Genomic DNA, 21497 nt, shown 5'->3' with positions numbered 1-21497 from the left:
GCATGGGAGGCCTAATTGAAATTTGCGGTACGTATAGTTAAAAAAAGAAAAGAAATACTTCATACACTAGGGACTTTAGGGTGTATCAGTATCCTTGCAACTTCATGTGTAGTCGATCAAGCATCTTCATCAAGAGAAGGATCTGGTGGATCAGCATTAAATAATACACAAGACACTGTATCAGCAAATTATGGCCGTATCTTAACGGCCAACCCACTAGTTCTAAGCGATTATGCTGCTGATGAGAATACTGATTTATCAACGCTAATAACTCGCTCACCTGTTTACATTACAAGCAATGAATACTTAACAAAGTCGTGCTCACTTATTGGAGATTGCCTCGAAGTAACTGAAGATGCTGGTGTATCAGCTTTTCAAAATGAATCGAGAAAATGGGCATTTCCTGTTACGACTACAGAGTTCTTACAAATCAATGCTTTCTATCATACAGCAAAAGTAATCGATACTTATCTAGGTGATGTGACAACTTATGTCTACGACCGCTTAAATGAAGTTTCATATGATACTTCAGTACCGACAAACACAGACCTACACAAGGCCTACTGGAATGCTTCTAATAAGGCAAAACTGGTTGTCCACGCAGATGCTAGCCTTAGAAAAAATGCGAGTTTTGATCCTAGTAACTTCCTAATCAAATTAGGTTATATTCCTGGTTATCAAAATATTAAGATGGCCCAAGACCCTTCTGTCATTTATCACGAATTTGGACATGCTATTGTTGATCGTTTAATGAACCACAGAAACAGAGCATTTAACGCTGCCTTTTGTTTAAATACATCAAATCCAATTTGTCTTGAAGAATCTGCATTAGGCTACTTTGGTCACGATGAAGCCTACTCGATAAATGAAGGTATTGCAGATTACTTCTCATACTTCACAAATAATAGAGAACACATGGGTGAATGGGGACTAGGTAAATTTGCAAATGCTTCACGCCCGATCTCAGAAGACGATTCAATGCACATTGCAGGTATTTCAACAGATGAAGACTCAAGACTAAGCTATCCTGAATACTTAGGTTACGACGTTTACAACACAGAAAGCCGTGTTGACGATATTCACGTCGATGGCCAAATCATCAGTCACCTTCTTGTTGCTTTAACAAAGGAACTTAGTACACGTTGTACAGGTAATATTGACGGTGCAAAGAAACTTGTTTTCTACGCACTTGTTGAATCATTAGGAGAATTAGGAGATCTATCAGCACAGGCAAAAGATGGTCTTAGTGGCCAAATCAACCTTGATCAACAATATGCAAAAGAATGGCTTAAATCAGTGAATCCAATTAACTTCAGACGTTTTTCGCAATCACTTGCTAGAAATGTTTATAATATTACAAATAGCCAATACAACCTATGCACATACCAAAATTTTTCTAAAGACAATTTAGAACAACTATTTGATTCATACGGGCTGCTACTTTTTAGAACTTACAATAATAACTTAAACTCAGTTTCAACGACAAATATTACTGTTAATCCTCTTAATCGTAAAAAGTCAGAGCTTATTAACAAGAATCTACTTATTAAAGACACACGCTCTTCTTACTCATCATTAAGTGTATTTGATATTCGCTCTTCAGTGTATCAAACAATTCAAAATCAAATGGATGTTGGAGAAGTTACAACAGTAGATGCACGATATAATAATGGAAACGGTAAAGTTTCACCTGGAGAGATCGTAGGTCTATTTGTTAGCGTCTATAACAATTCTAGTTCAATCATGGCAGGAACACGAATCCTTGCTTCAGATTGGGCCCATATGCAAGATGGAGTTCCATGCTCAAATCTAAGTGATGGCTACCCTTCTGTTTCACAAGGTGGAAAAGCTTGTGACCCTATAAATGAAACTAATTACAACGATACAGGAAGAATCATGCCTGTTTGTATGCTTACTTATAATGATGGAACAAGTACAAAACTTTTAAACCAACATGAATTCTTAAAGAAAATGAAGTCAGATATTGGACTTCTTGAAAAAGACTGTTTAGGTCAAGGTGAAGACCGCACTCAGAATGACTTAAATAATTGTTTCGTAAAAGCAATTCCAAGCACAAATGTTCAAAACATTCCATTCATGGCACCAAAGTCAAACTGGCAAGAAACAATGCAGGCCGAGCAAGGAGCGCCACTATTTACTGACTCAAATATTATGTTCTTTGAAATCAATAAAAATATACCACTAGGAACAGAAGTATCTTGTCGTCTACGTATGACATTTGCAAATTGTGAAGACTGTTACCATGATCTTAGTAGTTCGAACTATGACGATTTTAAAGACTATGAATTTGCGGGTGAAGAACCTTTTAGTATTTTAAATATTAACTTTACGATTGAGCAATAGACGCAATCAAAAGAAGGCCTCGATGAGAAAGTTCTTAATATTTTGCAGTATTTCGTTAGCAGCATTATTTATTATTTCTTCATATCAAAATGATGCAAAAACGATCTCTAAAGAATACTCACCTACAGACAGTATGAAGAAGACACGCTTTAAAGCGCGCAAGCATCACCACGGCCATAGCGATCACTCACGAAAAATTGCATCAATCCCTTCTACAGCAACGCCAAATACAGAAGTGAGCGAATCAGACTCACTCGTAGAAGTTGCTAAAGAGCTCACAAAAGAAGACATCGCTGTAATTAAGAAAGTTAAAAAGAACCTGCCTATCCTTGCAGATAGTGAATTCGAAATCGTAAAGAGGTTAAAAATAACAGATAAGAGTATTTATATTGTAAATCGTGATGTAAATGGGATGCCGCAATCATTTACAGCAATTATCGATAATAAGACGGGAAGAATCGAAAAGAGTTGGGGGAAGACTCGCTACGAGTCTCCCCTAAGCACAAGACATTATCCTGCTACTACTTACTAATTTGCTTAATCCACTCAGTAGTGTGTCCGTTATTTCCAAGACGACGGGCCGTCTTCTCATAACCGTGACTTTCATTTAGTGAATACTGTCTGAAATTATCAATTGAACAGAAGTGAACAATTTCCTTCACATCAAACTCTCTCGCTGCTTGCTCAAAAAAGTCCATGATTCTGTGAGAAAAACCACTTCCACTATGTTGCATCTTAATCGATGTATTCTTACAAAGAAGTTTGTCACCCTCTTTCTTAACGAAAGCAGCTGCAATAATCTCCTCAGATAACTTTACTGAATAAAGCTGCCAACCATCAGACAACTCTTTCTTAATATCATCTAATGTCCACTTGAAATCTGGACTATCAGAAAATGCCTCAACGTTATAGTCGTAAACGTCTTTTACTTTCTTTTGAGATGTAACTGACTCAAAACTTAGTTCACCTAATTGAATGGCCTTTACCATGATTCCTTCCTAGTAAATAATATTGTAAAAAACTGAGATCTTTCTACAATTATAGCGTAGAGATATAAGCAGCAAGATCTTTAAAGTCTGAGTCGTTCAGACCTTTAATAAATGGTAACATATCTGGGTTCTTTCTTTCACCAGTTTTAAACTGAACAAGTGATGAATAGATATACCAGTCGTATTGTCCAGCAATACGAGGAGCGTTCATCGACTTCTTTCCTTCCCCATTATCCCCGTGGCATGAAATACAACGTGAATATAGAGTCTTACCTTTGGCCGCGCTTTGAGCGTGAGCAGTATTCATTGAAAAAATACCTAGTGTGATAAGTGCAAGGGCCGTTAACTTCATTCTACTTCCTCTTTTATAATATCTAATTTGTTAATTTTCTTTACCGTATAGCTATCTAATATTAACTGCTTATACATCACTGCGCAACTAATTTTATACGCTGAGATTGAAAGCTAAAGTTCAAATACTTAGCGATTCCATCGTAAATAATTTCTTTTAAACTATCGGCCTGTAACTGACGCAAGCCACCAAAAGCTATCCCATCATCTACACAGACCTCATTTTCTTCAATGCTAAATAATTCAATTTGACCTAAATTATAACTCTCCAATGTAGTATTCACATTATCTATAAGTAGGGCCATTTTCTGAATTCGCTCTTGCAAAGACAATTTCTCCCAATTAAGAATCTCAATCTTATTATTCATAAGTGCATTTTCAAAAAATTCTTTTTGAATCTCTTGCAAGATTGTTTCAAACCACTTTTTTAAATCCAAAACATTAGGCCAGCTATGCTCACTAGCATTATCTCTTAGAAAACTTTCGGCTTCTCTAAAAGTCATAACAAATAGTGATGCCGGGCCAACTTTTTTTATAATAGTAAGAGCACTATAAAGTAGGGCCTTTTTCTTCAATGCATCCTCTTCATTTGCCATAAAGCTATCATCAAAGAAGTTTGCAGAAATATATTGATTAAATTGTGCAGGATCGAGCTCCCTAAGAAGCTCATGTGCTTTATTTGAAATTGTCATTATCCACCTTTTTGTATGGATCAAATTATCAGCTTTGAATACTTTTGACCATAAATTAAGAGATTATGCTATCATTTAGAAATGACACAAGATTCACAAACAGTAAAAAAGAGATACCACCTAATTGACCTGACCAGAGGTGTTGCCGTCATTTTAATGATTATCTTCCACTTTACTTATGATCTTGATGTCTTTGGTTTTGTGGATGTTGAATTTTTTAGACCAGGGTTTTGGTACTATCTTCCACGCCTTATTGTGACTCTCTTTATGTTTTCAGTAGGTGTCTCAATGTGCATGGCACACCCAGGAAAGATTCACCCACGTCCCTACCTAATTCGCCTCGCAAAGATCGGAATAGCGGCACTAATTATCAGTGTCTCAACATATTTTATGTTTCCAAAAAATTGGATCTATTTTGGAACATTACACTGTATCTTCTTCACAACAATCCTAGTGACTCCTATAAGAAAAAAGCCTTGGCTTAGCGCATTACTTGCATTGGTAATTCTCGTGCTTCAAATGACTCCATATGCCATTCCATTTCCAGAAATGAGTCACGCTTCACTAGATTATATAGCAGTCTTTCCATGGGCCGCAGTCTCGATGCTTGGTATCACCTTTTTTCATCTAAAATGGCATCAAATCGACTATCCTCAATGGAAAATTATGCGCTTTATTCAGTTCTTAGGTAAGCACTCATTCATCATTTATGTTACTCATCAACTCTTTCTCTACTCAATTGTTTATATTGCGTACATGATCATAAAAAGCACGCCACTTTTGTAAGGTTTTTGAAAACTTTTTGAAATCCATAGCCTCTCTTTACCAACTATGCTATTTAATTTAGCAAAGGAAAAAGGCTAAAAAGCAATGGTAAGTAACAAGTTCAATTACAAGTACTTTGAGCGTTCGATTGGCTCAATGAAATTCGCAGTTTTTATTATCTCACTATTTTCACTTGCAATGATTGTAGGAACATTCGTTGAAAGTTATTACGGAACAGATTTTGTAGGAAGACTTATCTATAAGACATGGTGGTTTATGGCCATCCAATTCTTCATGGGCCTAAGTATTCTATTTGCGGCATTAATCAGACTTCCAGTTAAAAAGAGACTTTACGGATTCTATACAATTCACGCCGGCCTTATCATTATTGGTATTGGTTCTTTTGTCACATATATCGCAGGTATCGACGGGACAATTCACTTACAACCAATGAGCCCATCGAGGCAAGTTGTTTTAAATGAAGATGTAATTGAGATCACTCGTCCAGATGAGAATACAAGAGCTGTTCTTCCCCTACCTTATAGTGCATTTGATAGTAGTATTGATGTTACATATAAAGAAATTGAAATTAAAGAGTACATTCCATTTGCTGATAAAGTTATGCGTTGGCAGCCGGCCAAAGATAGCGTAAATGACTCTGAGAATATGCATTCATCAAGCTATATCATCTCTAATGATAACGTGGCCCAAGACTTCACTCTAAGTCTTCACCCTGAAGCATTTGATTTTCAAGCCTCTCTAAGCATGGGACTTCTAAGCATCACTTACTTACCAAAGACACTTGCTCCATGCTTTTCTACACCAAGTGATAGTGGATTAATTCTATGGGACTCAAGAACATCTCAATGCTACACAGCTGAAGAGAAAAATATTAAGGTAGAAGAGACAGCAACAAATAAACGATTCTTTGTCATTAAAGATGGAGAAAATGTTTACTCGTTTCTTCCAGACTTAAGCCCATGGGCACTTGATCAAGAATTAAAGCCAGCAATGAATGCTCCAATTAGAGTATTTTCAAAAAATCTTTTTAAAGAAAAACCGAACCTATTCCTTTTTGGGGATTCAGCATCTTTCTTTGATAAGGATGCAGATAAATGGGTAAGCCAAAGTTTTGATGGCCAAGGCCTAATGTCACTTCCTTGGATGGGCTTTACTTTAAAACTTGTACGTAATGAACAAAATCTTGTTCCAACAATGGTTCCACAATCAACTCTTCCTATTCAGCAAAACGGAGGCCTTGTAAAAGGTATTACGAGAGCTGCAAAAATCCAAGTTAGAGACAAGGAATATTGGCTAACAGATGACAAGCCTGTTTCTGTTCTAATCGATGGTGTAAAGACTAATGTTTACTTAACAAAGAGATCGTTTCTTCTACCATTCGAGTTTACGTTAACTCGATTTAAGATGGATAAAGACCCTGGTACTAACCGTCCAGCGAGTTATGAGAGTTTTGTTAACTTATTCACAGACGGAGAGACATCTCCATATCATATCTATATGAATAACCCCCTTAAGTATGATGGCTTCACATTTTACCAGGCCTCTTACTCACAGGACCCAGAAACTGGACAATATAGTTCAACCCTATCAGTTAACCTTGATCAAGGACGCTGGATTAAATACCTAGGCTCAATCCTACTCGTATTAGGCTCTCTATGGCATTACTACTTAAATTATCGCCCAAAGAGAAAAACTAAGGACCTATTAGGTCTTGAAGTAGCAGATAATGGCCAACTAGGAGATAAGAAATGATTAAGATACTACTAAGTTTACTTATTGCAACAAGTACACTTGCAAACGTTAATTTTTGTAATGATGAATTAGGTAAGCTTCCAATTCTTCAAGATGGAAGAATTAAGCCGCTTACTGTACATGCAAAGGAAGTAATTCATCACCTAACAGGAAAGTACAAGGCAAAAGGATACTCATCAGTAGATACATTTTGTCTTCTTAGCTCTAAGGCATTTGGCCTAGAGGCTCCATTTAAGCTTGAGACAAAGATTGAACACAAGAACGCAAAGGAACTTCTTGGCGGCAAGAGTTCAATGGCACTTGATGACTTAATCGATGAAAATGTAACGATTAGAATGGCCTACCAGAAAGAAAAGGTTGAGTCGGGTTACAAGAAGGAGCTTAATAGACTCCTTAACAAGATCGCTCTTTATCAAGATATAACAAGTGGGAACAACTGGCAGTTACCTGTAAAAATGGGTAATGAGATAAGCTGGGAGCCTGTAACAAACTTTCTAACAAAAGAAAAAGTAGACGCTCTAGCGCAAGTATCTTCAACTCCATTTAAAGATGTATTTGCTAAAGCAAAGAAAGACTATATCGAAGTTAAAGGAGAGAAGTATTTAACAGAATTCTTATTCGATAAGCTACAACTAACTAAAATCGCTTTCGCTCTTACTTTAATTGGCTTGGCAGCATTAGTTCTTTTCAAGAAATTTGGTGTAGCTCTTGCTCTATCAACACTTACAATCATTGTTCAAACTGTTTATATCGCATTAAGAGTTTATATTTCAGGACGTGCGCCAATTACAAATATGTATGAAACAGTGATCTTTTCAGGCTATGGTGCTCTACTTCTATCGATGATCATTGGTCACCTGAAAAATGAAAAGACTTACCTATACATGGGACTTGCATACAACCTATGTACACTTATGATGATTACATTTGCGACAAATATGGTTTCACCATCGATTAGTCCACTTGTTCCCGTTCTAAGAGATAACTTCTGGCTAAGCACACACGTTACGACAATTATCATGTCTTATGGTGCCCTTGCTCTTAGTTGGATTCTAGCAAATACAATTCTTTTCAAAAGAGCTTTCACAGACTTTAAAGTTGAAGATGAGACATATTATAACGATCTAATCTATACGACTCTTAAATACGGTATCATCATGCTTGCAGCAGGAATTATCCTTGGTGGTGTATGGGCCGATTACTCTTGGGGACGTTTCTGGGGATGGGATCCAAAAGAGACATGGTCATTAATTGTACTTTGTATCTACATGGCAATCCTTCACGGAAAGTACACAAATTGGATCACAAATAAGAGCTTTTCAGTACTAGTTGCAGCAGCTTTCATGAGTGTAATGATGGCATGGTTTGGAGTTAACTACATCCTAGCAACAGGACTTCACTCTTATGGATTCTCTCAAGGTGGTGCCTACTTCTTAGGAACATTCTTTGCAGTGCAAACGATCTTTTTAATTCTAACAGTCATAAAATCAAATCATAAAGCAGCATAAAAAAAGGGCCTTCTAAGAGGCCCTTTTTTATTACATAAATGGATTGATATATTGAGATCTAATTTCTTGAAGCATAAATTGGTCATCATTCATTTCGAAGTATCCAATCAGCGCTCCTTCAGTGATTTGTTGCTGCTTATAGTATGACTTAATAAAACCATCAACATTATCCTTAATAATTGCAGGAAGTGGTACAAAACTTAGGCCAAGGCTAGCAAGAGTAAGTACGCTTCTAAGTCTCTTTACACGATTAGGACGATCAAACGAGTAAGCAATCGCTGGAGACTTATCAAATGTATGATTACCGTCGAATAAGTTAACGATAACTCTTTCGCCATCTAGTGTTACCTCTTGGAAACCATAGTTAATTCTTTCGCCAACCTCTGAATACTTTGACTTATAAGATCTAAATCGATTTGTAGCTGTTCTAAATTGAGAATAAAAGCTTGCTGTTCCATATCTTGACCAGTTTAACTTAGCACTATTTGACTCCCAAAATGCAATCCAATCAATTCTTGATTCATAGATAGAAGAATAAATAAGATCAGCTTCTTCCTTAGATAGACCAAGCTCCACAGGAGTTGCAAATTCAAGATAATGTAATAGAAGGTTTTGGTGATAAAAGCGTCTTGTTCTAAAAAGCTTTTCCGTCTCTGTAATTACATAAAAAGCTGTATTTAGAGCTGGAACAGTTGATAAACGCTTACGCGCTTGATTTAGCGCCCAATTTACAATCTTATAAGTTACATTTTTACGATAAAAGAAAGTTGCATTATCAGGCTTAGCAATTATTGTTGGATCAATATAATAGAAAGCATCTTTAATCTTTGAACCAAACTCTTCAATTAAGTTATTAAAGTTTTCATCAGCAAAAATTGCATTGAAGTCAACACCTTCAAATGCACGCATAGATGTAACAACTCTTTTTACATTTTTTTGAGTTTGAAAATCATTTCCTAAAAAGCTGTGACCAGTTTCAAATAGACCTTCAACTTCTGCTTCATAATTTCCAGTTAAACCACTTTGCGACATCAGGGCCTGTTCATTTAGGATTGAGTTTTTAATATACTCAACGTAATCCTTGAATTTGAATTGTGTACGAATAGTACGGTCTCTTACAGCAATAAGCTTTCCAGAGTCATCTCTTTCAAAAGAGAATCTATTATTGAATTTCTCATTTACTGTATCTGAATTTAGCGCAAGAACATTGCACGATACTAATAGCATCAATGCTAGCATTAGATTTCTCATTATCTTCCTCCATGAAAATATCCTTTCATTTTAATGGCAGTTGGAAAATAAATCACAAGATGTAAGAAAAGAAGAGAATGTTTAGCAACTTAGTTGAACAAACTACTCAGACTACTGTCCTGATTTTTTAGTGATAGCAGCATCAAGATCATTTAAAAGATCCATATTCTCAGGGGCCGTATTCTTAAGCTTTTCTTCCTTAAGAGCTTGCTCCTGCGCTTCAGCCTCGGCCGCGGCCTCTTCTTCAGTTAGACCGGCCTTTCTTTGTTCTTCTAAGAATCGAGCATTGGCCTCTTGCATTTCAAGTGCTTCTTTTTCTCGGATCTCTTTCTTATGTTGAGTGTAGATATCATTTACAAATTGTCGAAGACGCATCTTTTCTTTTTCGCCAATGGCGTGTATCAGCCCCTTATATTTGTAAGTATTGCCGTCCTTGATAAAAACATTACCATCTTGAGGAATGATTTTTACTGCAAAATTAAAAGGATGAGTTAGATAGTAATTCCCTAGAACAAGTTCTTGATCTAAAGAAAAGAAACATATTGATTCAGAAATTTCAATTAACTTAGCGTCTCTTATAATTAGAGCATGACTTAAAGGTGACTTTTTACTAATGAAGTATTTAGGTGGATCAAAGTATGACTTATTCAATTTAGCATACTTAATTGGATCTTTCTTTCTTAATGCTGCAATTTTAGTATTAAGCTCTTGTTCTTCTTTAACAAGGCGTCTTTCTTCTAACTGATGTACCATTTGAGATAGAACATTCATACCAATCATTGTTGGATTTACGAGAGCAAATTGATAATTAAATCTTTCTTGAAAGGCCTTTGAATCATATCGATCACAATTTATGACGATAAAATAAGGATTGTTATCACTTATTTTTTTAATATTGCTAATCGCATCTTTAAGAATCTCGTCTTGCCTCTTGTGGAACTCTTCAAGATTTTGAGCAACATTGGCCATCTGCTCTACATCTTGATTATCCTTAGCATCCTCCATCTCAACATCTGAAATAAAATCAGGATAACAATAGACAATTATATCTGGATTTAAACGGCCCACATAAGTATAGTCCTGATCAAATTTTTCATTGATACGGAAAACAAAATCATAAGTATCGATTAACTTTTCACTTTGCTTGAAATAATGTAATTGAGGATCGACCATAAATAGCTTTGTACGCTTTTGTGACCCATATGAAGAGTTATCATTAACCCAAGACTTAAACGTTTTACCAATCTTTAGTTTTTTATTAAGCTCATCTTCTGATAAATCTTCTACATTAAAACTAAAGCTTCCATCTTCACGCTTTGCAGGATCAACGAATAAATACTCTAACTCTGACCAGCCATTTGCTCCATAATAGATATTATCAAACCCGTGCTTGCGAGCAATGAAGTAATTTGTCGCCATTAAATTCTTTTCTAAAGAATGCTCGACTTCAACAAGCTTACCTTCTTGTGCGATATTATTACTTTCAATGTGCATTGTGCTTAGTCCGTAAAAACCAACACGAGCAATCTCTTTTAATTTAATAGGTGCTGTTAATTTAGCTAAAGCAAACTCTGAAGAAACAGCTTCTGAAGGATAGCGAAGCTTATAAGGGTGGTGTACAACATCGTGAACTTCAATCCCCTTAACAAATACGAAGTCAAAATGAATTGATATTAATTTTTTAACTTCATCTAAATTACTAACAATTGCAACGACAGGTATCGATCTAAAAAAATGAATTCTTTTAAGAATCATTCCTAAATTATGTCCAAAAACTTCTTCTTTCTTTATGTCGATATAGATAATTGAAGGGGCCAACTCAAAGAGATCATAAATACAAAGATTGATATTTTTCTCATTATAAGAAAAATGATGAAAACTCTTTTCTTCATCAGGATAAGTCTTGGCGTAAACTTTCTTTAGGTCATCCCAATAACCAAGATCCTGTCCTAGATAAGCAATCTTTTTTGACACAAATTAGCTCCAGCAAATTAATCTTATCTACATGATATCATGTTTTAAAAAAGAGTACACAACATATTGGTTTTACAGGGATTATAAGTTTGACACAAAATCTAAACTTCAAAGTCATCATAATTTTGACCATAATACTCGTCATATTCTTTCGTAAAGAATCTTCTGACAAAATATTGGCCAACTCTGATAGTAGAAATGAATCCAAAGTTTTCAAGCTTAAGAATTGATTGATGAATTTCCTCTAAAGATATTTGAAGCCTTTCAACTATTTCAGACAAAGACATTAGTTGAGAGATTCCATGTTCACGATATGGATTTGTTTTCGCCCAAACACGACGATAGAGATACATTAAAACAACTATTTCAACTCTTGTTAAACGATAGTTAACAAGAATCTCATCAAAAAATATTTCAGGGATATCAGAAAACGTAGGAATAGGATAAGAGTTCGTATCGATCTTACTTGAATCAACTTCTTTATTTTTATGAGTTGCAATTATTGAATGTATGTCAACCATAACTCCCCCAAGAAGGATTTTCCTTCTTTTATTATGACATGAAATTCCTGTAGAAATCTAGTGCATTATTTATTTAGGAGGTTTTTGCCTAGCTCACTTTTGGCCAAAGAGCTGATTGCCTTATTTCTAGCATCTTTCGAACGATGTTCACTTAAATAACTTCTTATCTTTGTAAACAAGTCGTAGTTTTCTAGTCTACTATCATCATCTAAACGACAAATAGAGTTGATAAAATCGATTCGAGATTCGATGCTATCACATTTAGAAAGCTCTTCTTTAGCAGTGATAAAGCTTAAAATTTTCTTGTATTGGTTTTTCTTAATAGCAAAGAAAGAGTAAAGTTCTTCACTAAAGCCTGCATAGTTATACAAAACAACTTCCTCAATCGAGTGTAGATCATTTACAAGATAATGATTCTCTAACAAAGGAAGATCCTTTAGAGCAATTGGTAGTTTTATATTAAAACGTTTTATTAATTTCACTAGTGTTTCAACAAAAAGCTGACAATTAATGCACTTTGATGATTCATATTTTAGATAATGAAGAGAAACTTTTCTCAAATCAAACTTTCGATAGTTATCATCTTCAATAATTTCAAATCCTGTATTGATACTAAAGCGAATTGTTCTAAGAAGCCTTACAGGATCATTAAAGAAATCGGAATCAATATAATTGATCACCTTATTTTCAATATCTTTAATGCCTTCAAATGGATCTATGGTGTTCAACTGAATTTCGTCATTAACGATATTAAACTCAACACCAATGGCATTTAGCCTAAGATCTCTTCGTTTAAATGAATCAGCATAGCTTAAATTACTAGAGAAAAATGGAGTAAAGTTTTTATGACCTATATCTTCATTAAATACTTCAAGACGAGCAGACGAGAATTCGATTTCGGCCTCACCGAGATTGATACGAAAAACTCCCATTCCAATATACTTGGCCTCTGGAAAGCTTTCAGTTAGAAATTGAATCCAGCTCTCCCCTTCGTAGCGATCAAGATGTCTGATTTCAAAATCAAAGTCTGTAGATTTCTTACCAAGATACCAGTCCCTAACATTTCCACCGACAAGACAAAGCCTAAAGCCTTTTTCCCAACTCTTTCTAATGAAAAGTTGTATCGAGTTTGGAATATTAGAGAGGTCATATTTCTTCATAGCAGAGTCTAAAGAAATGGATTTACCTCTTTAGTAAGCATTTCAATTGTCTTTCTAATACGTACTAGCTCTGTCGATTCCTTATGATAGACAATGTAGAAACGGTCATTAGAAACTTCAAATGCTTTGCCTAAAGTTTCGATTTCATCACTATAGTACCAACGTTTTAAAACGTGATTAGGAACAACAGCGATACCAAGGCCACTCTTTACGGCCTGTAGCATATTTCCATGTGAGTTAATTGAGTAGCGAACATTTACCTTTTTAGGCTTCTTCCCATACTTTGCAACACACCAGTTATAGTAAAGACGATCACCTTGCTCAAAAAGAACTGTAGGCATCTTAGTGAGCTCATCAAGAGAAGTTTGCTCAGTTATATTAAAAGGATTCCCTTTCGGATAAACAAGAGTAACGGCCTCTTCACTTAATAGTAGCTTCTCACCGGCCTTCGGTAGTGCTCCTTCAGGAAGAACTAAAAAGTCGATTTTATTTTCTTCAAAACTTTTAATTAGGTCTTCTTGGAAACCTAAAGAAATATGAATTGAAAGGTCTTTCTCTTGCTCAGCAAATGTTAGAAGCTCGTTAGCAAGCCAGGATTTACCAACACCGGTAAGTGTCCCAATACGAATCTTTCCCTTCATTTCATCTTTATTATCTTTAATCTGGACAAGAGTCTCATCCATATCATTTAAAAAGTTAGTCGCAAGCTCATAGAGCTTCTCACCTTCTTGAGTTAGAACAACTTTCTTACCAGTCCTCTTGAAGGCCTTAACGCCTATTTTAGTCTCTAAATTCTTAACTGATTGAGAGATAGCAGATTGAGTCACATTGAGATCCTCAGCTGCACGAGAGAAGCTTTCAGCACGGGCCACGGCCACGAGAGTTTGTAATTGGCTTGTTTCTAACATAATTTCAACCTTATCTTAAGTATAAGTTATACCTTATACCAAAAATGAACATTTGTAAATAAGAACTCTGTCAAATAATTGTAAATTAGAAGAAAAACGTTACTCCAAAAGAATGATTTGTAATAACCGGAGTAAGCAGGTTCATGAAAGATATTTGAAAGTCCTTATCTTTGTAAAGACTAAAATTTACTTCCGCACCTACGATTGGAACAAAGTAGAAGTCACCAACATTAGCAAAGTATGCACCCTCGCTAAAATCGAAACCATTTTCATCGAAGTGATAAAACCCTACAGTTCCATTGATCTCTACATATCTATTGCGGTAGAAGTTATAGCTTTGGGTTACTCCCCAAATTGGCTCACAGTACGAATTCTCACCAACAAGTAGTCCTGTGGACCAGTCATGGGCATAGTTGAATCGTACTGAGTGCAATTCATTAAAAATTACTCCACTACCTTCTGATAACTCATTACATAGTGGTCTTGCATTAGGCCCTGTTGGCTTTTGAATATGCGGTGTAATGCCTCCATAAATATATGTAAGATTCATTGCGTATGCATTAGTTGCGACCAAGAATAGAGCGATAATAAGTTTCTTCACATGGATATATAAAGCAATGCTAGTGCCAATTTATTATAAGGCATTCAATCACTTAGGCCGTCTAAAAAATGAACACTATCGCAAAAGAGTCAATAATATAAACGCTTTTATAAAATGACATTAAATTTGAAATGAGTTCTGTCTTATTACTTAACACGCTAGAAATTTCTACATCAAACAAAGAATAGAAACTATTCCACTGTATATTTATCAAATGATAAAAATAAAAAAACTATTCATCACATCACTAACACTCCTATCAACAACAATTTATGCAAATGATTGCCAAGAGATACGTCTTGATAAAGGAGAGAATGCTCCTTTTAAAGACCTCCCTATACACGACCAAATGTATGGGAAGAAGACAGACTCTCAAATGTGTTATGCATTTGCTGGCTCACAATTTATTGATGCTGTTATTCAAAATGATATGAAAGCAAAAGGGCATATAACTTCCCCTATCACGACAGCTTTACAAACAAAGCTATCACCAACAAGAGACAATGGTAGTAGCGTTAATCTCCTTTCGAATATATCAAGAGGGGCCGGTCGCTCAGGCCTTGGTGTCGGACAAATTAATATTCTCTTTAAACAGATGAAGCAAGGATATAGCTGTGATCAAAACTTTCTTACGTCAATTGGAATCAAAGACCCTAATACTTTTTGGGAGCCGTTTGTTTACGAATTCTATGCAAATAAATCAATTGAAGAAAAAGTTTCTACTTTAAAAAACGAACTAAAACTTCGTGGTGTAGCAGATGAATTCTTTAATATTGTTGAAGATGAAACGTTGGCCCAGGCCGTTTCGAAAAAAGGTTTTTACTTAAGAGAACAACTTGTTTTTGAAAAACTATGTGAAGGCCACAAGATAAACTTAAATCTGCCAGAGCTTGAATACCATGACTACTCTCCAAGTGACATTGGTTTTCATGAAACTGATGAAGAATTCAAACAGCGATTTCAAGTTGATGAAATTAACCAAAACGCTATCCAAAACATAAGTGATAGTCTTGAATCAGGAAACAACTTACCAGTTATCGTCGATATCTGTGCAGAAGTTTTAACAGAAAAAAACAAAAGTTTTAAACGCTCTCTTCCTGCTATGAATGGAAGTTGTAGCAATCACTCTGTCCTTGTTATTGGACAACGTAAGGCCCAAGATAACTCATGCCAATACCTTGTTAGAAATAGCTGGGGTGATTATCGTAAATATGATCAGGCCTGGGAAGTTGATGAGAAGGGACAGATCTGGGTTGATGCTAAAACACTTTCGAGTAGTATCCTAAAAGTAATTCACGCAAGATAAAAAAAGGGCCGTATAAATACGGCCCTTCGAATATAAATCAATATTTTTAAATATCGGCTTAATCTTCGTTCGCAAGTTTCTCTTTACGTTCTTTCATAACTGTCTCTTGGATGTTTGAAGGACAGTCTACGTAACGAGCAAATTCCATCGTGTATGATGCTTTACCTTGAGACATAGATCTTAGGTCATTTGAGTAACCAAACATTTCTGAAAGTGGTACTTCAGCATTGATGATAACTTCTCCACCTGGATCAGTTTCTGAACCTTGGATCATCCCTCTTCTTGAAGAAAGGTCACCAATTACAGAACCTTGGAATTCATCTGGAGTTGTAACTTCAACTTTCATAACTGGTTCCATAAGAACTGGTTGTGCTTTGTTGATAGCTTGTCTCATCGCTTGTCTTGCAGCAATACGGAATGCCATATCTGAAGAGTCAACGTCGTGTGACTTACCGTCTCTTAAGAATACTTCACAGTTAATAACTGGGAATGCAGCAAGAGGACCTTTATCCATAACGTCTTGGAAACCTTTTTCACAGGCACCGATGAATTCGTTAGGAATCGAACCACCTTTAATTTCGTTATTGAATTTAAATACTTGATCTTCTTTATCCTTGTCTTCGTCAGCAAGTGGCTTAAGTAGACCAACAACTTGACCGAATTGACCAGAACCACCTGTTTGCTTCTTGTGAGTATAATCAAAAGTAGCTTCAGTTCTAATTGTTTCACGGTAGTTAACTTGAGGAGCACCAACTTGTACTTCTGCACCGAATTCACGCTTTAATCTTTCTACGTAAATTTCAAGGTGTAGCTCACCCATACCAGCGATACGTGTCTCACCTGATTCTTCGTCAGTGTAAACGTGGAATGTCGGGTCTTCTTTAATGAATTTAGCAAGACCTTTAGACATCTTCGCTTGCTCGTTCTTATCCTTACAAGAAATCGAAAGCTCGATAACTGGGATTGGAACGTGGATACCTTCAAGAGAAAGGTTTAAGTTATCGTCGTTACCTACGAATGTATCCCCTGATGCACAGTCGATACCTACGATAGCGATGATATCACCTGCGTGAGCAGTATCGATATTTTCTCTATCGTTAGAGTTCATACGAACCATACGTCCGATACGTACTTTCTTACCAGTTCTTGTATTATAAACAGTATCACCTTTATTTAGTGTACCTCTATAGATTCTTGTATAAGTCAGCTGACCGAATTGCTCATCAGTGATCTTGAATGCCATAGCAAGTAGGTCACCAGCTGGATCAGGGATGATCTCAACTTTAGTATCAGTATCAGCATCTTGTGCAGTTGGAAGTGCACAAGTAAGTGGTGAAGGAAGGTATCTTGCAACAGCTTCTAGAAGTGCTTGTACACCTTTATTCTTGAATGCTGAACCCATATATACTGGAGTTAACTGAAGTGATTGAACACCTTTCTTAATACATAGGTGAAGTTGTTCTTCTGTTGGCTCATTACCTTCTAGGTATGCTTCCATAACATCATCATCGTACTCAGCTACAGCGTCGATCATCTCAGCTCTTAGCTCTTCCATTTGATCTACTAGATCAGCTGGACATTCTTCGATTCTAACGTTTTCACCGTTATCACCATCAAAGTACATTGCTTGTTTAGTAATTAGATCAACAACACCTGTGAACTGATCTTCTGCTCCAATAGGGATTTGCATAAGAACAGCATTATGGTTTAGTTTTTCCTTAAGAGCGTCACGTCCATTAAATGGGTTTGCTCCCATACGGTCCATCTTATTTAAGAAGGCCATTCTTGGAACGTTATATCTTTTCATCTGTCTATCTACAGTGATTGACTGAGACTGAACACCTGAAACAGAACAAAGAACTAGAATCGCACCATCAAGAACACGTAGTGATCTTTCAACCTCAACAGTGAAATCAACGTGACCCGGAGTATCGATTAGGTTGATACGAGTATCTTTTTCAATACCGTCAGCAAAAGTTGTCCCTTTACCGCTAATACCTTTCCAGTGTGCTGTCGTAGCAGCAGATGTAATTGTAATCCCTTTTTCCTTCTCTAGTTCCATGTGGTCCATAGTTGCACCAGCTCCACCACCACGAACATCTTCGATTTTGTGGATCATGTCACAATAAAAAAGGATACGCTCTGAAAGAGTAGTCTTACCAGAGTCGATGTGCGCCGAAATACCGATGTTTCTCGTTTTCGCCATCAGCTTGTTGTTAATCATTCTTAACTCCGTTTTGAGGTTGTTAATATTTAATTGAGTCCAAATAAAAATGGATGACCAAATTTATAAAGTAACGTTCATAAGATAAAATAATCAGTGTTGCATATTAGAGAAAAAACCCATTCAAGTCAACGAGTTATAAGGCTTTTTTGAGCTTAAAATAAAGAATATTTAAGTATTTATTTTTGACAAACGTGTTGACAAAAAATGACCTAATTCTTAAAAAATCTTTCGCACAAAATAAAAGGAATAAACTGAATGTCTTCACAACTTAGCAAACAAGACCTATATGAGTCTGTTAAAACCCTTGTCGAAAGCGACGCGTCACGAATCCACTTAGGTCAACATAAATTATATACGCTATTTAGTGTGGCGTTCCAATATATGTTATTTAAGTCTACGAAGGAAGCTGGTGCCTATATTATCCGTGTCCAAGACGCAAAACTGGCCCAAAAACTTGCTCGAAAATCAAAAGATGAATCAACGCGTAAATTCCTTACGCAATTGCAAATTCCAAGAAAGATCAAGTATGGAAAATCAACTTTCTACTTAGACTTCTTTAATATTGCTAGTTGGAATATCACTAGAGATTTAAACCCGGCCAATATCAAGGGATCTCTAATCGTACGCGATACTAGTGAAGAATCTCCTGCTAAACAAATCATGGCCCTCCAAGCAGAAGCTGCAATGAATGAGGCCATTCTTGAAGGACACGAAGAAGCGAAAGTCGATATCCCTGAGCTACCAGAAGACTTTTACTTCACACACCTTGTTGATGCTTCACCAAAGAATATTTTAATTGCATTTGATGAGGTCATGGAAGAAGGCCTGTTGAATGAGTATAACTTTGAAGCAATCAACTTCCCTTTTATTAAGAAAGAAATCCAAAAAACGATCTCTGGTGTCACAATCTCGAAAGACCTTGATTGGGACGCTATTGATGAATAGGCGCGGCATTGATTGCCCAAAGGCAATCTATTGGACGCGCCGATAGCGCACGTCGCCTGAAATGAAATATATCTTCAACAAGCCGGGTTCAAGCCCGGCTTTGTTGTCTCAGCGCTGACGAATGGGAAAGCAATCGAATAGAAAAAGCGCCATTTTTCACGAAGTGAAAAATAAGCAACAATTCATAAAACAATTCATAAAACAATTCATAAAACAATTCATAAAACAATGCATAAAACATTTCATAAAACAAACTGATAAAACAGCAATAATCTAATTCAACCCACTAGCATTCGGATTAAAGTATTGATCCACACTAAAGTCATAAGGACGCACAACTGACATCCCATCAAGTAGGCCAACGATATATCGAGCATATCCCTGTGCTGCATTCCCACCTGAAATATCGGCCATAATATCGGCCAAATCGACCTGTGTAAGAACTTGTGTACCGGCCAGCGTTCCGTCTGACTGCAACACCGTTAACATCATTGCAGCATCATTTACCAAATAGACAAAGGTTCCTGGTGTAGTCGATCGGTACGCACTATAAGACGTATAGAGATTGATTTGAGTAATATTTGGATCAGTACTAAATGGATAGATTATATTATCAATTTCTGTAACCACTGAGTCCTTGATTTTAACAAACATATGTTTATCACCATCATCAGTATGATCATACTTAAGATAACTTATTGCCCCGTTACTATTGTCATAATTAATTTGACTCGTTCTAAGAATCTCTACAGGAACAGACATTTCATGAATTTGGCTCGGAGCCTGTGATGATATCGCTCCAGAAGTTTCATAAATATAGGCCGTATAGTCAGTCGCTGCAGTAGGGTCTACATCAACAACATCAGCAAAGTAGATTTTTCCTCCATCCTCACCTAGAAAATCTGCCGATCTCGTATAAAGCCTAGACTCTGCAACTTGAGTATCTGTATTGATGCAAGTGAGATACTTAGTTGAAGAAACAGACAGCTTAAAACAGAAATAGGAATCATTAGATACGACCTGTGCTTCATTAAAGGTTGCAGAAGTCATTGATGCCGGAAGAGATGTAACTTCAGAAATAACTTCATCTGCTCCCATTTGATAAATTGTCTGATTTGTTTGTGAAAAGATATAGAGATTATTATTAGCAACGCTAAACCTACGAGGATCAAGTCCAGAAGCTCCAGCAATATAATCATCAACCATTTTCGTTCCACTAACTGTTCCATCTGTAACCCATAACTCAGGTCCATTGACAGCGTCGCCACCTTTAAAATACATCTTGTTATTAAAGAGGACATTTCGTTCCCTGATATTTAAAGTACTATAGTAAGTATTTGAAACAGTTTTTAGCATCTTAGTTCCAGCAACTGTCGTATCAGTCACCCAAAGATCATAAGTTGTGGCAGTAGACTTGATGATAAAAAACAGCTGATTTCCAACTCGATTGACAAAGATTGGATCAGACTGTGTATCACCAAAACCAGGAATTGTTGCCAGAACATTAAAGTTATTACTCTTATCAATTAGAATGATGTCGTAATTAGGAGAATTAAAACCAGCTACAATCATTCCATTTGAAAATGTGTAGTGATTTCCTACTGAGTCAGTTGCCTGCGTGTCTGGATTAGTCATCTTTGAATAAGCAAAGCTAGCATTAGGGACTTGAACCGTGTCTGCTGCTAGTCCGTAGCTTAGATAAACTTCATTACCAGATCCAGTATCGTTAATCATTAAGAATGAAAAATCTGATGTTGTAATAACCTTTCCAACTCCATCTCCAGAGGAAGGGGCCGGCTTATCATCATCAAAATTAAAATCGACATGGGAAACACAAGAAGTTAAAAAAAGGACAGACAAAATAAAATTTAGATATTTAATAGATACCTCTGCAGATGAACATGTTATTTCTTTATCGAACTAAAATAAAAACTCTTGAAGAAAATATAAATTTTTTTCATTTCGAAATGTTTAGAAAACATTATTTATTTTCATTGTTTATGTACTATTAGATGGTTGAGGCACAACTCTAAACTTTAGCTCAAGAGAGTTAATAAGGTGTCTTTTAGGTTCATAACCGAATCACGCGAGCTGCGCTCTTATCTAGTTGTGCATATAAATTCATTCAATTTAAAGTTATTTAACTTTGCAAAGAACTCTAC

The 21497-nt window shown here is 36.1% G+C and carries 18 protein-coding genes; 7 read left to right on the top strand and 11 right to left on the bottom strand.

What is annotated here, in order from left to right:
• Positions 1-15 precede the first annotated feature (15 nt).
• Both ACMAYL_RS00825 and ACMAYL_RS00820 read left to right on the top strand, forming a co-directional pair.
• Positions 16-2364 (top strand): hypothetical protein, encoded by a 2349-nt coding sequence (locus tag ACMAYL_RS00825; RefSeq protein WP_412462541.1) that lies wholly within the window; start codon positions 16-18, stop codon positions 2362-2364.
• A gap of 22 nt (positions 2365-2386) precedes the next feature.
• Entirely contained in the window at positions 2387-2896 is a 510-nt protein-coding gene (locus ACMAYL_RS00820; protein ID WP_412469479.1) for a hypothetical protein, read from the top strand.
• Here ACMAYL_RS00820 and ACMAYL_RS00815 read toward each other — a convergent pair.
• From ACMAYL_RS00815 to ACMAYL_RS00805, 3 genes are all read right to left on the bottom strand, one after another.
• Positions 2886-3353, bottom strand: a complete 468-nt coding sequence (locus ACMAYL_RS00815; protein ID WP_103217098.1) for a hypothetical protein — start codon at positions 3351-3353, stop codon at positions 2886-2888. The genes ACMAYL_RS00820 and ACMAYL_RS00815 overlap by 11 nt on opposite strands.
• A 49-nt stretch (positions 3354-3402) precedes the next feature.
• A complete protein-coding gene (locus ACMAYL_RS00810; protein ID WP_021267353.1) occupies positions 3403-3705 on the bottom strand; it encodes a c-type cytochrome in 303 nt (100 codons plus the stop codon).
• 76 nt (positions 3706-3781) lie between these two features.
• On the bottom strand, positions 3782-4396 hold the full coding sequence (locus tag ACMAYL_RS00805) for a hypothetical protein (protein ID WP_103217097.1): 615 nt from the start codon (positions 4394-4396) through the stop codon (positions 3782-3784).
• A gap of 81 nt (positions 4397-4477) precedes the next feature.
• On the opposite strand from ACMAYL_RS00805, the gene ACMAYL_RS00800 reads away from it, so the two are divergent.
• The 3 genes from ACMAYL_RS00800 to ACMAYL_RS00790 all read left to right on the top strand — a co-directional run bounded on the left by ACMAYL_RS00800 (position 4478) and on the right by ACMAYL_RS00790 (position 8442).
• Entirely contained in the window at positions 4478-5182 is a 705-nt protein-coding gene (locus tag ACMAYL_RS00800; RefSeq protein ID WP_412470581.1) for a heparan-alpha-glucosaminide N-acetyltransferase, read from the top strand.
• Positions 5183-5266: 84 nt separating this feature from the next.
• A complete protein-coding gene (locus ACMAYL_RS00795) occupies positions 5267-6934 on the top strand; it encodes a cytochrome c biogenesis protein ResB (RefSeq protein WP_412470580.1) in 1668 nt (555 codons plus the stop codon).
• On the top strand, positions 6931-8442 hold the full coding sequence (locus tag ACMAYL_RS00790; protein ID WP_103217094.1) for a cytochrome c biogenesis protein: 1512 nt from the start codon (positions 6931-6933) through the stop codon (positions 8440-8442). Before ACMAYL_RS00795 ends, ACMAYL_RS00790 begins: the two co-directional genes overlap by 4 nt.
• Before the next feature lie 30 nt (positions 8443-8472).
• Here ACMAYL_RS00790 and ACMAYL_RS00785 read toward each other — a convergent pair whose 3' ends face one another.
• From ACMAYL_RS00785 to ACMAYL_RS00760, 6 genes are all read right to left on the bottom strand, one after another.
• Entirely contained in the window at positions 8473-9693 is a 1221-nt protein-coding gene (locus ACMAYL_RS00785; protein ID WP_412470579.1) for a hypothetical protein, read from the bottom strand.
• A gap of 111 nt (positions 9694-9804) precedes the next feature.
• Positions 9805-11667, bottom strand: a complete 1863-nt coding sequence (locus ACMAYL_RS00780) for a hypothetical protein (protein ID WP_412470578.1) — start codon at positions 11665-11667, stop codon at positions 9805-9807.
• 101 nt (positions 11668-11768) lie between these two features.
• A complete protein-coding gene (locus ACMAYL_RS00775) occupies positions 11769-12188 on the bottom strand; it encodes a hypothetical protein (RefSeq protein ID WP_103217091.1) in 420 nt (139 codons plus the stop codon).
• Between the two features lie 65 nt (positions 12189-12253).
• Positions 12254-13348 (bottom strand): hypothetical protein, encoded by a 1095-nt coding sequence (locus tag ACMAYL_RS00770; protein ID WP_412470577.1) that lies wholly within the window; start codon positions 13346-13348, stop codon positions 12254-12256.
• Between the two features lie 8 nt (positions 13349-13356).
• On the bottom strand, positions 13357-14256 hold the full coding sequence (locus ACMAYL_RS00765; protein WP_103217089.1) for a LysR family transcriptional regulator: 900 nt from the start codon (positions 14254-14256) through the stop codon (positions 13357-13359).
• 85 nt (positions 14257-14341) lie between these two features.
• Entirely contained in the window at positions 14342-14857 is a 516-nt protein-coding gene (locus tag ACMAYL_RS00760; protein WP_412470576.1) for a hypothetical protein, read from the bottom strand.
• Positions 14858-15071: 214 nt separating this feature from the next.
• Here ACMAYL_RS00760 and ACMAYL_RS00755 point away from each other — a divergent pair, with 214 nt between their 5' ends.
• Positions 15072-16163, top strand: coding sequence for a hypothetical protein (locus ACMAYL_RS00755; protein WP_103217087.1), 1092 nt, complete (start codon positions 15072-15074; stop codon positions 16161-16163).
• A gap of 58 nt (positions 16164-16221) precedes the next feature.
• On the opposite strand, the gene fusA is transcribed toward ACMAYL_RS00755, so the two are convergent.
• A complete protein-coding gene (gene fusA / locus ACMAYL_RS00750) occupies positions 16222-18387 on the bottom strand; it encodes an elongation factor G (protein ID WP_103217086.1) in 2166 nt (721 codons plus the stop codon).
• Positions 18388-18645: 258 nt separating this feature from the next.
• Between fusA and ACMAYL_RS00745 the strand changes: the two genes are divergently transcribed.
• On the top strand, positions 18646-19335 hold the full coding sequence (locus ACMAYL_RS00745) for a hypothetical protein (RefSeq protein ID WP_103217085.1): 690 nt from the start codon (positions 18646-18648) through the stop codon (positions 19333-19335).
• A gap of 273 nt (positions 19336-19608) precedes the next feature.
• Here the strand turns inward: ACMAYL_RS00745 and ACMAYL_RS00740 are convergent, their stop codons facing one another.
• Positions 19609-21195: a hypothetical protein gene (locus ACMAYL_RS00740; RefSeq protein ID WP_412469474.1), complete on the bottom strand. Its 1587-nt coding sequence runs from the start codon at positions 21193-21195 to the stop codon at positions 19609-19611.
• Between the last annotated feature and the right edge of the window lie 302 nt (positions 21196-21497).

The sequence above is a fragment of the Halobacteriovorax sp. RT-2-4 genome (assembly GCF_047085445.1).
Lineage (GTDB): Bacteria > Bdellovibrionota > Bacteriovoracia > Bacteriovoracales > Bacteriovoracaceae > Halobacteriovorax_A.
This window is presented reverse-complemented; position numbering and strand designations above follow the sequence as displayed.

Excerpts from the sequence above, each read along its gene's own strand:
- ACMAYL_RS00820 (WP_412469479.1), top strand. The coding sequence starts at position 2,387 with ATGAGAAAGTTCTTAATATTTTGCAGTATTTCGTTAGCAGCATTATTT.
- ACMAYL_RS00815 (WP_103217098.1), bottom strand. The coding sequence starts at position 3,353 with ATGGTAAAGGCCATTCAATTAGGTGAACTAAGTTTTGAGTCAGTTACA.
- ACMAYL_RS00810 (WP_021267353.1), bottom strand. The coding sequence starts at position 3,705 with ATGAAGTTAACGGCCCTTGCACTTATCACACTAGGTATTTTTTCAATG.
- ACMAYL_RS00805 (WP_103217097.1), bottom strand. The coding sequence starts at position 4,396 with ATGACAATTTCAAATAAAGCACATGAGCTTCTTAGGGAGCTCGATCCT.
- ACMAYL_RS00800 (WP_412470581.1), top strand. The coding sequence starts at position 4,478 with ATGACACAAGATTCACAAACAGTAAAAAAGAGATACCACCTAATTGAC.
- ACMAYL_RS00795 (WP_412470580.1), top strand. The coding sequence starts at position 5,267 with ATGGTAAGTAACAAGTTCAATTACAAGTACTTTGAGCGTTCGATTGGC.
- ACMAYL_RS00790 (WP_103217094.1), top strand. The coding sequence starts at position 6,931 with ATGATTAAGATACTACTAAGTTTACTTATTGCAACAAGTACACTTGCA.
- ACMAYL_RS00785 (WP_412470579.1), bottom strand. The coding sequence starts at position 9,693 with ATGAGAAATCTAATGCTAGCATTGATGCTATTAGTATCGTGCAATGTT.
- ACMAYL_RS00775 (WP_103217091.1), bottom strand. The coding sequence starts at position 12,188 with ATGGTTGACATACATTCAATAATTGCAACTCATAAAAATAAAGAAGTT.
- ACMAYL_RS00770 (WP_412470577.1), bottom strand. The coding sequence starts at position 13,348 with ATGAAGAAATATGACCTCTCTAATATTCCAAACTCGATACAACTTTTC.
- ACMAYL_RS00765 (WP_103217089.1), bottom strand. The coding sequence starts at position 14,256 with ATGTTAGAAACAAGCCAATTACAAACTCTCGTGGCCGTGGCCCGTGCT.
- ACMAYL_RS00755 (WP_103217087.1), top strand. The coding sequence starts at position 15,072 with ATGATAAAAATAAAAAAACTATTCATCACATCACTAACACTCCTATCA.
- fusA (WP_103217086.1), bottom strand. The coding sequence starts at position 18,387 with ATGATTAACAACAAGCTGATGGCGAAAACGAGAAACATCGGTATTTCG.
- ACMAYL_RS00745 (WP_103217085.1), top strand. The coding sequence starts at position 18,646 with ATGTCTTCACAACTTAGCAAACAAGACCTATATGAGTCTGTTAAAACC.